The sequence below is a fragment of the Paenibacillus sp. Y412MC10 genome (assembly GCF_000024685.1).
Classification (GTDB): domain Bacteria; phylum Bacillota; class Bacilli; order Paenibacillales; family Paenibacillaceae; genus Paenibacillus_AQ; species Paenibacillus_AQ lautus_A.
On the sequence record NC_013406.1, the window covers coordinates 6796036 to 6810579 of the forward strand.

Here is a 14544-nt window from a genome sequence, read left to right on the forward strand (position 1 = left end):
TATGCATCTGATTATTGCTCAGCGTTCCAGCGATCATATGCGCCTTGGTAAAGCTCGACGAGACGGTCGCTGCCCATTTTCTTGACTTGCGCGACGTATTTATCCCAATTCTCAAGCGGCTCTTGGCCTGTTACGAATTTGGCTTCCATCTGTTTCACGTACGTTTCCAAATCGGACAACAGCGCAGTTGCTTCACTCTGCTCCTCATTCGTCAAGTAGACGTTAGGGAACGGCGATTTGCCGATCGGCACCAGTTTCTCTTGATTCTGCTGATCGATCCACTCATCGAATTCGGTGCGTAGACCTTTCGCAACATCCGGATCATTGACGCCAGGTGTCAAAATACCGTAGTTCGGCGTGATTTTGCCGCGATACTCCTCACGATCGCCGCCGCCCGGCACTGGGAGCCATTCTTTCACGCGGTTTGCCTCATCCTTGAATTTCCACAGGGTGCCTTCCGGTCCTTGGTTAAACAGCGTGGCGCCCTCATAGCTGTACAGGTAATCGATCCAGCGCATGGTCGCTTCCGGAGCCGGGTTGCTGCTCGAAATGGCGAATGTGCCTCTTGCCGACATACCAGGGTGCATGCCGTATACCGGAGAGTCGGCGATTTCACTCTTCACCGGCGTCATGAGCGGATGCTCGCTGCTAGGCTCGCCGCCGAGCGTGAAGTACGCATGGTAGTCGTTAAACAGAGCCAGCTGATTGTTTTCTCCCTTGGCTTTTTTCTGATCGCCTGTTTGCGAGAAGGTTTCATGATCCAGCAGTTCTTCCTTCCACAGACGGTTCATGAACGTCAGATAGCCTTTGTAGCCTTCTTCCTGATAAGGGTAGTGTACTTTCCCATCCTTGTCGGAATAGATTCCTTCGTTGTACATGCCCCAGAAGCCGAAGAAGTACATACGCAGGTCATCGAGCTTGACGGAAGTCAGCGGAATCTCGTCTTTCTTTCCGTTTCCGTTAGGATCTTCTTCCTTGACGCGTTTCAAGAATGTATATAATTCCTCAGTAGTCTTTGGCTCGGACACGTTTAGCGCTTTTAGGAACTTGCCGTTGTACCACATCGGGCCTCTGTACCATACGGCAGCCTTGTCAACGAACGGCAGGGCGTAGATATGTCCGTCCGGGGTCGTGAAGGATTTGCGGACATCCGGGTTTTCGTCAAAAATCTTTTTGATGTTCGGTGCATAGCCTTCGTCAATGTACTTCTCCAGCGGAATGAGGATACCTTGGCTGCCGTAAGTTACCTGCTCAGCAGGCTTCAGATCCGCAGCATAGAACATATCGGGCAAATCGCCGCTCGCAAACACCAGATTTTTCTTCGTTTCAAAGCTGTCAATCGGAGAAAGCTGATATTCCAGCTTGATGCCTGACAATTTCTCCATCTCTTGTAGTACGGGCATCGTATTCCAATCGGCTACACCGGCATCCTGTGACATGACCGTCAGAGTGATCGGCTCATCCACAATCGGGAAACCTTCCTTCTTTACCCCTTCCGTGCTGGCTGTCCCGGACGGTGCTGTAGCAGCGCCATCTCCTTTAGGTGAACCACAGGCTGCAAGCATTGTTGCTGAGAGGGTGAGGCAGAGTAAAATAGATGATGCCTTGCGAAGCTTTTTCATGACAACAACTCCCCTTTTTTGGTGTGGATTGTATGGTTTAAGATCAGCCCTTAACGGAACCAATCATAACACCCTGCACAAAGTAACGCTGAAGGAACGGATAAACAGCAATAACCGGAAGTGTCGCAACGATAATGACCGCATATTTGACCAGTGCGGCAATTTCCGCTTTGGAATTCATCGCTGCTGCGGATGAGGCGTCAATCGCCCCTCCGCCCTGTGCCGCCATCTCCTGAAGCACCAGGATTTGACGCAGGAAGAGCTGCAGCGGATACTTCGCCGCATCGTTCAGATAAATCATGGCACTGAAGTAACTGTTCCAATGTCCGACGCCGTAGAAAAGTGCCATGACGGCAATAATCGGCATCGAGAGCGGCAATACGATTTTGACGAATAACCGGAAGTTCGTACAGCCGTCGATATGGGCCGCTTCCTGAAGCTCCTTCGGAATGGTCGATTGGAAGAACGTCCGGGACACAATTATATTCCATATGGACGCAGCTCCCGGCAGTATAAGAGCCCACATGCTGTTGACCATGCCAAGATCTTTAACGAGCAGGTAACTCGGAATCAGTCCCCCACCGAAAAACATCGTAACCAGGAACACCGCCATAAAAAATCCTCTGCCCACAAAATCCGAGCGACTGAGCGCATAGGCTGCTGGCAGCGTGACAATCAGATTCACGATCGTACCTATCACTGTATAAATAATCGTGTTCTTATAGCCAATCCAAATGTTGGCATTCTCGAACACCCTGGCATATCCATCAAAAGTTATCCCTTTCGGAATCAGCCACATTTCACCTGAGCTTACGTACTTCGGATCACTGATAGAGGCGCTGACAATGTACAGCAGCGGGTACAGTACGATGATCAGTGCAATCGTCAAATAGATGTAGTTGCATAGCAGGAATAATTTATCCCCCTTGCTTTCCCTTACCGTGGATGACATATGTTATTCCCCCTTCTACCACAGGCTGTTTTCGCTGGTGCGACGAGCGATTTGGTTCACCGCTATCAGCAGAATCGCATTAATGACCGAATTGAACAATCCGACAGCGGTAGAGAAGCTGTACTGTGCGTCAACCAGACCAGAGCGATAAACGAAAGTCGAGATGACATCGGAAGAGCTCATATTCAGCGGGTTCTGCAGGAGCAGGATTTTCTCGAATCCGACGCCCAAAATGCTGCCCATGTTCAGGATCAACAGGATGGTGATCGTAGGTACGATCGCCGGAATATTGATGTGCAGAATGCGCTTGAACCTGCTCGCACCGTCCACGACGGCTGCCTCGTGCAGCTGCGGATCGACACCCGATAATGCGGCCAGATAGATGATGGTACCCCAGCCCGCACTCTGCCATACGCCGGACAACACGTATACGGTCTTAAACCAGGCAGGGTCCGTCAAGAATTGCGGCGGCTGAAAGCCCAGAATTTCCACAAAATTTACGATCATGCCGGACGAAGGCGACAAGAAGGTAATGATCATACCGGACATAACAACGACTGAAATAAAATGCGGCGCATACGTGACGGTCTGTACCGTACGCTTGAAGAATGAATCCTTCACTTCATTGAAGGCCAATGCCAGAATGATGGGCAGCGGAAACCCTATGGCCAGCTCATACAAGCTGATGCTCAAGGTATTCCAGAGCAAGTCCCAGAAGTAATAAGAGTTAAAGAAGCGTTCGAAATGGTCGAATCCGACCCACGGACTTCCCGTTATTCCCAACGTCGGGATGAAGTTTTTGAAGGCGATTTGGATCCCGTACATCGGGCCATAATGGAAAATGACAAAATACAGAAATGCCGGAGCGATAAACAAATACAGCTCCCAGTTTCGAATCATCCTCCTCCATAATGTATTTTTTTTACGATTCGGAATCGTATTCACCGATAAGTTTGGCGACAGGGCGGACTTACCACTTTGCTGCATCGGTTTCTCCCTCCTTCTCTAATGAAAAATCCGGCCATTTTTTTCGGAAAAGCACCCCTGTTCAATGGATAAGAAAGAGCCTTCCTGACCACTCCTTAGCGTGCGGCTTTCGCCAGCCTCAGAATTGTTAACGCTTACATCCCAAGTGTATGGATCGCGGCATCATCCGTAAATATGTCATTTTCAATTGTCCGGTTGTAACGGCTCCATCCATTGGTATGACGGGCTTTTCACGTCCTTCCCAGTCTTGTCATTGTCGTTTTCGGGCAGGAAAACATGTGGTTTTTGACCCCTCCCCCTACGATAAATTGTCATCTTCGTTAACGGGATGATCCTTGACAGATGTCATATCTGACCGTAAGTTGGAAAAATAAACCGTAAAAGCAAAACTGACATATTCTAAAAGAAATGAGGTATTACGCATGCAGCCATCATCCTGGATTTTAGCCGGCTACGCAGGGCGCAAAGTCTTATCCGAGATCACGGCCGAAGATGCCCGGCGGCTCACTCACTTGAACATCGCTTTTGCCCATATCCAAGAAGACAAGATTACGTATACCGACACGAACACCATTCACGAGATCCAACGCTTGAAAGCCGTCAATCCCGAATTAACCATACTGTTGTCCGTTGGCGGCTGGGGCTCCGACGGATTCTCGAAAGCGGCAGCCACGTCCGAAGGTAGACAAAGCGTGTGCGAATCGGCGATCAAGCTGCTGCAAGAGTTTCCCTTCGACGGCATTGACCTGGACTGGGAGTATCCATGCTACTCGATCGCCGGAACGGCGGCATCGCCAAACGACAAGGAGAACTTTACGCTGCTGCTGAAGGAGCTCCGGGAATCGCTGGATCAGTACGGGCGGGGCAAGACACACTATCTGTTGACCATCGCGGCCGGAGCCGATCAATATTATATCGACGGCACCGAAATCAATGACATCCACCCCTATCTCGACTTCATTCAGCTGATGACGTACGACATGCGCGGCGGATTCCAGACGCTGACGGGCCACCATACCAACCTGTACACCTCCACCGGCGATCTGTTCCGAATCAGCGTCGACGCATCCGTCCGTCTGTTTACCCTAGCCGGTGTGCCGCACGAAAAAATCGTGATCGGGGCCGCATTCTACTCCAGGAAGTGGAACGATGTGCCGGACGTGAACAACGGATACCTCCAGGTCGCTCCCTCCCCCGGAGGTTACGGCCCGACCTATACCCAGCTCGCTGCCGAGTATTTTAGCAATCCTTCCTATAAGAGGTACTGGGACGACGAAGCCAAAGCGCCTTATTTATTCGACGGCAGCAGCTTCATCACATACGATGACGCCGAATCCCTGACCCATAAATGCAAATACATACAGGAGCAGGGGCTGGCCGGCATCATGTTCTGGGAATACAGCTGCGATGCGACGCACAGCCTGGTGGATGCCTTGTACAAAGCATTGCGTTCTTAAGCGGGACTGAGCTAGCACGAGCTGCAGCAGATTCACTCCCTTCATCATGTCTTAGAAAAGCTGATGATAGATGAGCTACACGTTAATTTATATAACATGCAGTTGAATTCATCTTCTTGCGCTGCAATGACTTGGCTTCATTCTATGGGTTCCTTCCGGATCCCGTAAATATGTCGTTTTTATCTATAACTATAGAGCACGAAAACCCTTATTTATACTGGGAAATTCATACTGCATATGTTGAATTTGCACCTCACATAAGCATGCCGCCACACGGACAGTTTCAAAGTTTTGGACATTAAAAAAAGCCGGTCCCCAATAGGGACCGGCTTTTTGGCTTATGCAAACCCAGGCATTTCTTGTCATTCGCGTTATGTTTATGTCACTAAATATAACCTATTTAGCTGTTGAACGGTCGTCATTCGTAACGTCACCGAAGAAGCGGATCGAGTACAGTGCACACAGTCCGACAATCGTATAGATGATGCGGGAGCCTACAGAGCTCTGCCCACCAAACAATGCAGCGACCAGGTCGTATTGAAACAGACCCACGAGCAGCCAGTTGATGCCTCCGATAATCAATAACAGCAATGCGATGGTATTAAATGTTCTCATCGTTTAACCCTCCTTACGCCCTTTTTTTCACGTCATTTCTTATATGGTTTATTCAATAGATTATGGTAACTATTTTTAACCAACAATTGCATTTATAATCATGACCGGACAAAAAAACATCCCTAAGCGGGATGTCCTTGATACTCGATTCGAAATCGCCTTCTTCCCCTACACTTCCTTAGGAAACCCGCGCTGTTGACGCAGAAGCTCCAGAAAGATCTCAACGGCCTTGGTGTGATAAGGCGTTTTCTGCGTAACCCATGAGAACTGGCGCGCCACCGGCTTGCCATCCGGTACCAGCATATGCAGCGTTCCAAGTCGAATCTCCTTGCGCACCGCCCACCTCGACAACAGCGTGACGCCAAGGCCTGCCTCCACGGATTCCTTGATCAGCTGGGTGCTTCCGAACTCCACGATATGCTTAGGATGAACATGATACCGGGAGAACATCCGCTCCGTTGCCTCGCGGGTGCCCGAACCGGCTTCCCTGACAATCCAGGTCTCATCCGCCAGCTCGGACAGCGGTACCTCCTGCAGATGGTCGTACCGCCCGTCACGGGGGACCATCACCACCATTTCATCCTCCGCGAAAGCCTCGATAAGCAGCTTCTCATCCTGATAGTCGCCCTCGACGATCCCGATATCCGCCTCATGTCGCAATATCATCTCCGCCACCTCCTTGGTGTTCCCGATCGTAATCGACGGGCGGATCAAGGGATAACGCTCCCTCATATAAGCGATCAAATGCGGCAGCATGTACTCCCCGAAGGTATAGCTGGAGCCGATGGACAGATGGCCGCTTGCCCGATGCATCAAATCGTCCACAAGGGCGTTCATGCGGCTGTACAGGCCCAAAATGTCCTTCGCATGATGGTATACGATCTCTCCCGCTTTCGTAAGCCGGACGTATTTATTGGTTCTCTCCAGCAGCTTGGTGCCAACGGAACGCTCCAACGCCTGGATATACTGGCTTACCGCCGGCTGTGTCATAAGCAGTTCCTCGGCCGCGCGGGTAAAATTCCCCTTATCTACGACGGCTACGAATACTTCCAGTGCTTGATCCACGCTTTTAGCCCCCTTCAATTCTAGATCCACAAATGGTTATGCGTTATATTACCATAATTAATTACTTATGATGATTATCATAATGATTTATTTTTCTTATTCTAAGCAATGGGATACGATGGGTTCAGACCAACCGAACGAATCGGAGGTTATGTCTTATGGCTGAACCCGCATATTCCAAATCTCAAGAGCATGTCCATCGTCTGGTTCGATGGACGCAGCATTCGCTGCCCGCCACTGCTGGCGGCGTAGCCTTTACCTTTGTCATCGCCCTTATCGGTTACGGATTAGCCAGCGTGCCGGGCCTTGGCTATCTTGGCCAGCTTGCCTGGGCAATTCTGATCGCCGCTGTATACCGGCAGCTGCGCGGTTACCCGGAGAGACTGCGCACCGGGATCCAATTCACGGCCAAGCGTCTGCTGCGCCTAGCGATCATTCTATATGGCTTAAAGCTGAATATCGGCGTCGTATTCCAGCAAGGCTTGGGGTTAATGCTGAGAGATGTCATCAGCGTCGTGTTTGCGATCGGGCTTACGCTGCTGATTGCCAAATGGCTGAAGGCCGATATGTCCCTGTCCCTTCTGCTCGGTATTGGAACCGGTGTATGCGGCGCGGCGGCCATCGCCGCCGTGTCTCCGATCGTGAAAGCCAAGGAAAAGGACACCGCGCTTGGAGCAGGGCTTATCGCCTTTCTTGGAACCATCGTCGCGATCGGCTACACCCTCGTCCAGCCGCTGCTTCCTTTAACCGACACCCAATATGGCGTTTGGTCGGGCGTAAGTCTTCACGAAATCGCCCATGTGGCACTCGCAGCCGCGCCGGCAGGCGAAGAAGCCCTTGCGATCAGTCTGCTTGCCAAGCTTGGCCGCGTATTTCTGCTCGTGCCGCTCAGCATCGTGCTAATGGTCTGGATGAAGCGGACCGGACGTTTGCAGAGCCAAACGCGGATGGAGTTTCCCTGGTTCCTGCTTGGCTTCATCGCAGCGAGCTTGCTGGGAAGCTGGGAATTTACCGGACAAACGATCATTCCCCTGCCGATCAAGGATACGATATCCCAGGCAGCCTCCTTCATCCTTGCCATGGCGATGGTGGGACTTGGCCTGAATGTCCACTTGAAGGACATACGCGGCGCCTGGCGGCCGCTGCTGGCCATGGCCATTACCACCGTGCTGCTGATCCTGCTGACTTATGCCATGGCATAAGCAATCAGGTGACGGCCCAGCGCACGAAACGAAAAGCCATTCCCTGCTCGCGGGGATGGCTTTTTGGCGGTGAATGCCTCCAATCCCTTTCCATCCTTCGGGCTTTGGATTCAGACCGACTCAGGTTTTTCAGCATGGCCAGCCCCGTCTTTTTCTTTCCATTTTTGGGCAAAACTAAAAGGGCGGGATCTGCCCATTTCGGGGGGACGGTTTAGCTCCCCCGCTTTCTTGGGTATTTGAGCTTAGTATGCACTCATCATGCAGAGCGATCAGGATAGAGGAGATGGAAGTATGCAGCGAAATCATACGATTATGCAGTTCTTCGAATGGCATGTGGCCGCCGACGGATCGCATTGGAAGCGGCTCAAGAACGCAGCGCCGGAGCTGAGCAAGGCGGGGATCGACGCGGTTTGGATTCCTCCGGTGACGAAGGCATCGTCCGCCGAGGACAATGGTTACGGCGTTTACGACCTGTATGATCTGGGGGAATTCGATCAGAAGGGAACGGTTCGCACGAAGTACGGAACCAAGCAGGAATTGATCGATGCCATCGCGGCCTGCCAGAAGAACGGGATCGCGGTCTATGTGGATCTGGTGATGAACCATAAGGCGGGCGCCGATGAGACCGAGCGTTTCCGGGTGGTACAGGTCGACGAGATGGATCGGACCAAGGATATATCGAAGCCGTTCGAGATCGAGGGATGGACCAAATTCACGTTCCCCGGCCGGGGGGACCAATACTCTGCCTTCCAATGGAATTTCACTCATTTCAACGGGGCCGATTACGACGAAATCAACAAACGTTCCGGCATTTACCGCATCGTCGGCGAGAATAAATCGTGGAGCGATAAGGTGGACCATGAATTCGGCAATTACGACTACCTGATGTTTGCCAACATTGATTACAGCCATCCGGATGTGCGCAAGGAAATGATTGCATGGGGGAAATGGCTGGTGGATACGCTGCAATGCAGCGGATTCCGGCTGGATGCGATCAAACACATCAATCATGATTTCATCAAAGAATTTGCGACCGCCATGAAAAAAAAGCGCGGCGATGATTTTTACATCGTGGGGGAGTTCTGGAACCCCGAGCTTCAGGACTGCCGGAATTTCCTGGATACGGTGGATTATAAAATCGATCTGTTCGACGTGTCTCTTCACTATAAACTCCAAGCAGCTTCGAAAGCCGGGCGTTCCTTCGATCTGCGGACGATTTTCGACGATACGCTCGTGCAATCGCATCCGATGAATGCCGTCACGTTTGTGGACAATCACGACTCGCAGCCGCAGGAATCGCTGGAATCCTGGGTGGAGGATTGGTTCAAGCAGAGCGCTTATGCGTTGATCCTGCTGCGGAAGGACGGTTATCCTTCGGTCTTCTACGGCGATTATTACGGAATCGGCGGCGAGAACCCCATTCCCGGCAAACGGGAAGCGATTGATCCGCTGCTCTACGCCAGGGCGAATCGGGCGTACGGCGAGCAGGATGATTATTTTGACCACCCGAATACGATAGGCTGGGTCCGCCGCGGCATTCCGGAAATCGAATGTTCCGGCTGCGCGGTGATCATCGCCAACGGCGAAGCCGGGGATAAGCGAATGTTTGTCGGCGAGCATCGCGCCGGAGAGGTATGGGTGGATCTCACCCGCACCCGGAAGGATCGCGTAACGATCGGCGAGGACGGCTTCGGGCTGTTCCCGGTGAACGGCGGCAGCGTGTCCGTATGGGCTCACCCGGATATCCCCGTAGAAGCGTGACAAACCGCATTCGGCATGGACATAAAAAGACCGGAAGAAATCGGCTTCGGCAGAAGCTTGCCTCCTTATGGGAAGCACCTGCATAAGCTTTCATTCTTCCGGTTTTTTTGCGTTAACATTCAGCCCTTGACCTGAAAACGGCGGCGCAGACCCTCGCCTAACAGGTTGAACGTGATGATCAGCAGCATCATGGCAAATGCCGGATAGACCACGAATTGGAACTTCCCAAGCCAGATGTCTGCCCGATGCTTGGACAGAATCGTTGCCCAGTTATATCCGGTCTCCACGAATTCCATGACGTAATAATTAACTTCCTTCCACTCATGACCAAGGAAGATGTTCACGATCGCAAGCTGGCCGAGCAGGAGCATGACCTTTCCCATATCCAAACAGAAGTTGACGATCACTTCGGGGAACATGACCGGGATATAGTAATTCTTCGTCAACGTCCTCGTGCGAAGACCTAAAGCGGTTCCGGCCTCCATATAGGGCTCGCTTGCCATCTTATGGGCCTGCTGCTGAATCGTGATGGCCACCCGCCCGGCTTCGACGCTAGCCAGAATCAGAATGGCCCAGCCCATCCGCTGCTGGGAGAAGAGAAAGAACGGAAGCGCAAGCAGCAGCGCGGATGCAAAGACCGGCGGCAAATAGGAGCACAACTGGTTCCAAAAGGTGATCAGCCGGTGGGTGAACCCCTTTTTCTTGCGGGCAATCAATCCCAGGGGCACCCCGATCGCATATCGGACAGCCGTAATCGCGAGCACCAGCAGGATCGTATCCTTGGCGGTCACAACCAGCTTGCTCAGGTTATCGACCCCTCGCTTGTCCGATCCAAGCCAATTCTTCGAGGAAGGCTTATAGGGCGGAAGGGTCAGCTTCTGCTTCCCGTCCTTCATGACCCATCTGGAGGGTTCCTTCTTCAAATCCTTATCAATGAAGGGCATATAAGGCCCCGCCAGCATAACGAAAACAAAGAAAGCAAGCAAAATACTGCCTATCCATAAAGGGAAATTCTTCAAGACGGCTCACCTCGTATCTTTATCGTGGATCAAAGTACTTGCGTGCCGAATGACTAATCCATTGGACGATCATGAACAGCACCATGAAGGAAAATGCGATATAAATAATGACACCCGGTTCATAATTGCCGCCGGTGCCGCTGAACGTATTGAAATCCAGTGCCAGAAACAATCTCCACGCCGCCCCTGGATAGTTGCGGTAATATTCCACCACGAGCAGGTTGGACAAGATGAAGACAAGCAGGCCCGGAAGATGGGTCAGGATGGTCGCGATGCCGTTGCGCAGCATATGTTTGTAGACAACCTTTCGGTCGCTCAGGCCTTTGGCTTTAGCCAGCAGTATGTACATCTTGCCTTCCTGTGCGAGCAGCGAGGCCGACGTGATTCGGGCAATGAAGAAAATCGGGTAAATCGAGACAAGCAGCGAAGGCAGCACGAAGGCCTCCCAACCGTCAACCGCAAAATAACGGATAGCCGGAACATGCTTAATAAGCACCCACTGGGCGATCAGCATCAGGAAAAAATCCGGAATGGACTGGAACAGCCATGTCGTCCAGTGCCCCAGCGCGCTAAATTTGGTCTTGGACAATTTGTAGTCCAGGACTCCCTTCAGAATGCCGAACACGAATCCTATGAATAAAGCGGATACAATAACGAGCAGGCTTTTGCCGACGGCTCCGAAAGCGGCCGCTTCCGAAGACTGGCCGTTATATCGCGATTCCCCCAGCGTACCGTTCTGAATCGCCGCTGCAAAATAATCCCGGATATGCGTTACATACTCACCCAGATCAAAGGAATAATTTGTCACCCATAAATTGCTGTCCAGCGACAGATTCAGATCCCTTGGAACCAGGACGATGAGGACGATGAACATAAAAGCCAGCAGGCTGGTCACCGTCGTTTTGAGCATTTGCGTTTTTAATCTCATACCGTCCTCCCACACATGATTTCAGTAGTACCCCTCTTGGTTCATTCGATTAAGCACTTATTCTACTACTATCATACATCTCCTAAATAAGTCCAGATGAAAATACAAAATTTTACTTTTGATATTTCCGCATCAGGTATTGAAATTCATATATGGCCATGTACCCGCTCGCATAAACCCTGGATGTCGCCCTATCAAATTGCAATCCGCCGTAAAAGGATATACTCTGAACTTAATACATCTCATTGGAGGAGGTTTCTACGGCGATGTCGATCTATGAATATGAAGTAAAAACGATACGCGGCGAATCCCAAACGCTGGAATCTTATAAAGGCGACGTCATGCTGATCGTCAATACGGCGACCAAATGCGGCTTTGCCCCTCAATTCGACGGTCTGGAGAAGCTGCACCAAACCTACCGCGACCAGGGATTGGCCGTTCTCGGCTTCCCCAGCAGCCAATTCATGAATCAAGAGCTGGAGGAGGATGCCGCGATCGAAGAGGCCTGCAAGCTTAATCACGGCGTCACCTTCCCGCTGTTTTCCAAGATCGATGTGAACGGCACGAACGCTCATCCGCTTTACAAATATCTGACCAGCGAAGCCCCCGGCGCACTGGGCATCAAGGCGATCAAATGGAACTTTACCAAATTTCTGGTGGACCGCAGCGGCAAGGTGATCAAGCGCTTTGCACCGACGGACACTCCGGAGAAGATGGAAGAGGATATCAAGAAGCTGTTGTAAATCGATGCAGGACAGGATCCATTCTCCGATTGCTTTTCACTAAAAAAGGGCTTGCCCGAGGTCCATCGACCTTGGGCAAGCCCTTATGTTATGATGCTTGGCATCATCACGGGTATGATATGCAGCATTTTCCGGCTGTGCTTCCAATCTACTCTATCCGGATGGGCCGCCAGTACCCCATCCTTATACCGTGCGCGGCAGCTCGCGCACCCAGACGGCCATTTCATTCTCGCCGCGGTTGCCCCATAAATAATACGGAATGGCCTTCAATGATACGGGAAGCATCTTTTGGGGAGAAGAACGATACAGCTGCTCATCGCCCCAATCGTCAGACTTTTCACGCCACCCTTCCCCTTCAATGACAACCGCTCCGCCGAGTAGATTCGGATCAAATCGTGAACGAAGCTTCGGATCGCCCGCAAGCGATAGCGAGGATACAGGCACTCCATGATCGACGCTTTCTAGGCAGTATACGAGCGGCCCGCGCTGAATCGCGGCCTTGCCGGCATTCCCCCGTATATTCGGATTGGCTCTGACCTGATGGATCTCCATGGAGAATGCCAACTCCACGGTGTCTCCCGGCGCCCATACTCTCTTCACGCAGGCATAGCCGTCTTGAGTAATATCCTCCACGTTCATTTCTTGCCCGTTCACGCGCAAGCCGGCTTTGCCGCGCGACCAATCCGGAATGCGAAGCGCCACCGTCCACTCGACAGCCTGTTCAGGCTGAAGCGTAAACGTAACGTCCCCGTCCCAAGGCAGCGTGCTGTTCTGCATTACCTTCACAGGCACGTCCCCGAACCGCACCTCCGCTTCGCCGCCGATGTACAGATGGGCATACAGCGTATCGTCATTCATTGTATACACGTATTCGCCCAGCGATGACAGAAGCCTTGCCACGTTAGGCGGGCAGCAGGCGCAGGCGAACCACCCCGGCCGAACCGGCTTCACATGGGCCTTGCCCGGATTATGGCGGCAGGCCGCAGGCCATACCTCTAGCGGGTTTACATAGAAGAAATGCCGCCCGTCCTGAGCCATGCTGCCAATGACCGTGTTAAACAGCGCGCGCTCCATCACGTCCGCATACTCCGATTTGGGCGACAGCTGCAGCATGCGCTGGGCAAAAAAGATCAGCCCAATGGATGCGCAGGTTTCCGAGTAAACGGTATCGTTCGGCAGATCATAATCCGTCGTAAACGCCTCGCCGTGATGAGTGGACCCGATCCCTCCGGTAATGTACATCTGTTTATGGACCATGTTGCGCCACAAAGTATCGCAAGCCTCAAGCAGAGCCGGGTCCTTCGTTCTGGCGGCCAGATCCGCCATCGCCGTGTACATATATACGGCCCGGACCGAGTGCCCGACGGCCTCCTTCTGCTCCCTAACGGGCAGATGGCTCTGATGATAAGCCAAATGCGGGGCGTGCAGCACCGAGCGATAGAAGGATTTCTTCCCGCGCTGTTCCCACTCCTGAAGGAAGAAGTGGGGTTCCGTCCCGCGCTCATCGATAAAATATTGGCTCAGGCTCAAATATCTCGGCTCTTGAGTCACCTCATACAATTTCACCAGGGCCAGCTCAATCTCCTGATGGCCGTCAAACCCATGGATTTTCCCATCTTCGGGTCCAAAAACGGTATCGATATGATCCGCCAAGCGGCACACCACGTCCAGCAGTTTCCGCTTGCCCGTCGCCCTGTAGTGAGCAACTCCGGCTTCAATCATATGACCGGCGCAGTACAGCTCATGGCAGTCCGTCAGATTGGTCCAGCGTTTTTCCGGCTCCTTCACCGTAAAATACGTATTCAGATAGCCATCCGGCTGCTGGGCGTCGGCAACCAGATCAATCAGCTCATCCACCTGTTCTTCCAGCTTGGGATCCCGATGAGTGGCCAGCGAATAAGCCGCAGCCTCAAGCCATTTGGCGACATCGCTGTCCTGAAACACCATGCCCCCGTATTCACCCTCGTCCCTGCCGGCAGCGATGCGAAAATTGGATACGCCATGGCTCGGCTCAATGCCCGGAATTCGATCATGGAGGGCCTCGTATTGGTAGGGAATCACCACTTCCCTTACCAGTTCTATGTAACTCGACCAGAAGGGATCGGTCAGTTTCACTTGCTTAAGAGGCACGGCAGCTGAACGCGTAGTAAGAGTCATCATCTCGGATATACACTCCTTTTGGGGTTCGAATAG

Annotated in this window: 12 protein-coding genes; 4 read left to right on the forward strand and 8 right to left on the reverse strand. The window is 52.2% G+C overall.

Annotated elements, in window-relative coordinates; genetic code table 11:
* Positions 1-11 precede the first annotated feature (11 nt).
* From GYMC10_RS30050 to GYMC10_RS30060, 3 genes are read right to left on the reverse strand one after another with little or no spacing between them, the layout of a single operon-like run.
* Complete coding sequence (locus GYMC10_RS30050; protein ID WP_015737871.1) at positions 12-1622, reverse strand: extracellular solute-binding protein; 1611 nt, start codon at positions 1620-1622, stop codon at positions 12-14.
* A gap of 43 nt (positions 1623-1665) precedes the next feature.
* The gene (locus tag GYMC10_RS30055) at positions 1666-2574 is read right to left on the reverse strand and encodes a carbohydrate ABC transporter permease (RefSeq protein WP_015737872.1); all 909 of its coding nucleotides are present in this window, start codon (positions 2572-2574) and stop codon (positions 1666-1668) included.
* Between the two features lie 15 nt (positions 2575-2589).
* Complete coding sequence (locus GYMC10_RS30060; protein ID WP_015737873.1) at positions 2590-3561, reverse strand: ABC transporter permease; 972 nt, start codon at positions 3559-3561, stop codon at positions 2590-2592.
* A gap of 422 nt (positions 3562-3983) precedes the next feature.
* On the opposite strand from GYMC10_RS30060, the gene GYMC10_RS30065 reads away from it, so the two are divergent.
* The gene (locus GYMC10_RS30065) at positions 3984-5018 is read left to right on the forward strand and encodes a glycoside hydrolase family 18 protein (protein WP_015737874.1); all 1035 of its coding nucleotides are present in this window, start codon (positions 3984-3986) and stop codon (positions 5016-5018) included.
* 396 nt (positions 5019-5414) lie between these two features.
* Here the strand turns inward: GYMC10_RS30065 and GYMC10_RS30070 are convergent, their stop codons facing one another.
* Complete coding sequence (locus tag GYMC10_RS30070; RefSeq protein ID WP_009593023.1) at positions 5415-5633, reverse strand: DUF378 domain-containing protein; 219 nt, start codon at positions 5631-5633, stop codon at positions 5415-5417.
* A gap of 168 nt (positions 5634-5801) precedes the next feature.
* Positions 5802-6698, reverse strand: a complete 897-nt coding sequence (locus GYMC10_RS30075) for a LysR family transcriptional regulator (protein ID WP_015737875.1) — start codon at positions 6696-6698, stop codon at positions 5802-5804.
* A gap of 158 nt (positions 6699-6856) precedes the next feature.
* On the opposite strand from GYMC10_RS30075, the gene GYMC10_RS30080 reads away from it, so the two are divergent.
* A complete protein-coding gene (locus GYMC10_RS30080) occupies positions 6857-7900 on the forward strand; it encodes a YeiH family protein (RefSeq protein WP_015737876.1) in 1044 nt (347 codons plus the stop codon).
* A gap of 291 nt (positions 7901-8191) precedes the next feature.
* Entirely contained in the window at positions 8192-9661 is a 1470-nt protein-coding gene (locus GYMC10_RS30085; protein ID WP_015737877.1) for an alpha-amylase, read from the forward strand.
* 119 nt (positions 9662-9780) lie between these two features.
* On the opposite strand, the gene GYMC10_RS30090 is transcribed toward GYMC10_RS30085, so the two are convergent.
* Both GYMC10_RS30090 and GYMC10_RS30095 read right to left on the reverse strand, forming a co-directional pair.
* Positions 9781-10680 (reverse strand): ABC transporter permease subunit, encoded by a 900-nt coding sequence (locus tag GYMC10_RS30090; RefSeq protein ID WP_015737878.1) that lies wholly within the window; start codon positions 10678-10680, stop codon positions 9781-9783.
* A 19-nt stretch (positions 10681-10699) separates the two neighbouring features.
* Entirely contained in the window at positions 10700-11608 is a 909-nt protein-coding gene (locus tag GYMC10_RS30095; protein ID WP_009593013.1) for an ABC transporter permease subunit, read from the reverse strand.
* 266 nt (positions 11609-11874) lie between these two features.
* On the opposite strand from GYMC10_RS30095, the gene GYMC10_RS30100 reads away from it, so the two are divergent.
* Positions 11875-12351: a glutathione peroxidase gene (locus GYMC10_RS30100; RefSeq protein WP_009592987.1), complete on the forward strand. Its 477-nt coding sequence runs from the start codon at positions 11875-11877 to the stop codon at positions 12349-12351.
* Positions 12352-12534: 183 nt separating this feature from the next.
* Here the strand turns inward: GYMC10_RS30100 and GYMC10_RS30105 are convergent, their stop codons facing one another.
* Complete coding sequence (locus GYMC10_RS30105; protein ID WP_015737879.1) at positions 12535-14511, reverse strand: glycoside hydrolase family 127 protein; 1977 nt, start codon at positions 14509-14511, stop codon at positions 12535-12537.
* Positions 14512-14544 lie beyond the last annotated feature (33 nt).

Coding starts and splice junctions, on each gene's coding strand:
- GYMC10_RS30100 (WP_009592987.1), top strand. CDS start 11,875: ATGTCGATCTATGAATATGAAGTAAAAACGATACGCGGCGAATCCCAA.
- GYMC10_RS30095 (WP_009593013.1), bottom strand. CDS start 11,608: ATGAGATTAAAAACGCAAATGCTCAAAACGACGGTGACCAGCCTGCTG.
- GYMC10_RS30080 (WP_015737876.1), top strand. CDS start 6,857: ATGGCTGAACCCGCATATTCCAAATCTCAAGAGCATGTCCATCGTCTG.
- GYMC10_RS30055 (WP_015737872.1), bottom strand. CDS start 2,574: ATGTCATCCACGGTAAGGGAAAGCAAGGGGGATAAATTATTCCTGCTA.
- GYMC10_RS30105 (WP_015737879.1), bottom strand. CDS start 14,511: ATGATGACTCTTACTACGCGTTCAGCTGCCGTGCCTCTTAAGCAAGTG.
- GYMC10_RS30050 (WP_015737871.1), bottom strand. CDS start 1,622: ATGAAAAAGCTTCGCAAGGCATCATCTATTTTACTCTGCCTCACCCTC.
- GYMC10_RS30060 (WP_015737873.1), bottom strand. CDS start 3,561: ATGCAGCAAAGTGGTAAGTCCGCCCTGTCGCCAAACTTATCGGTGAAT.
- GYMC10_RS30070 (WP_009593023.1), bottom strand. CDS start 5,633: ATGAGAACATTTAATACCATCGCATTGCTGTTATTGATTATCGGAGGC.
- GYMC10_RS30065 (WP_015737874.1), top strand. CDS start 3,984: ATGCAGCCATCATCCTGGATTTTAGCCGGCTACGCAGGGCGCAAAGTC.
- GYMC10_RS30085 (WP_015737877.1), top strand. CDS start 8,192: ATGCAGCGAAATCATACGATTATGCAGTTCTTCGAATGGCATGTGGCC.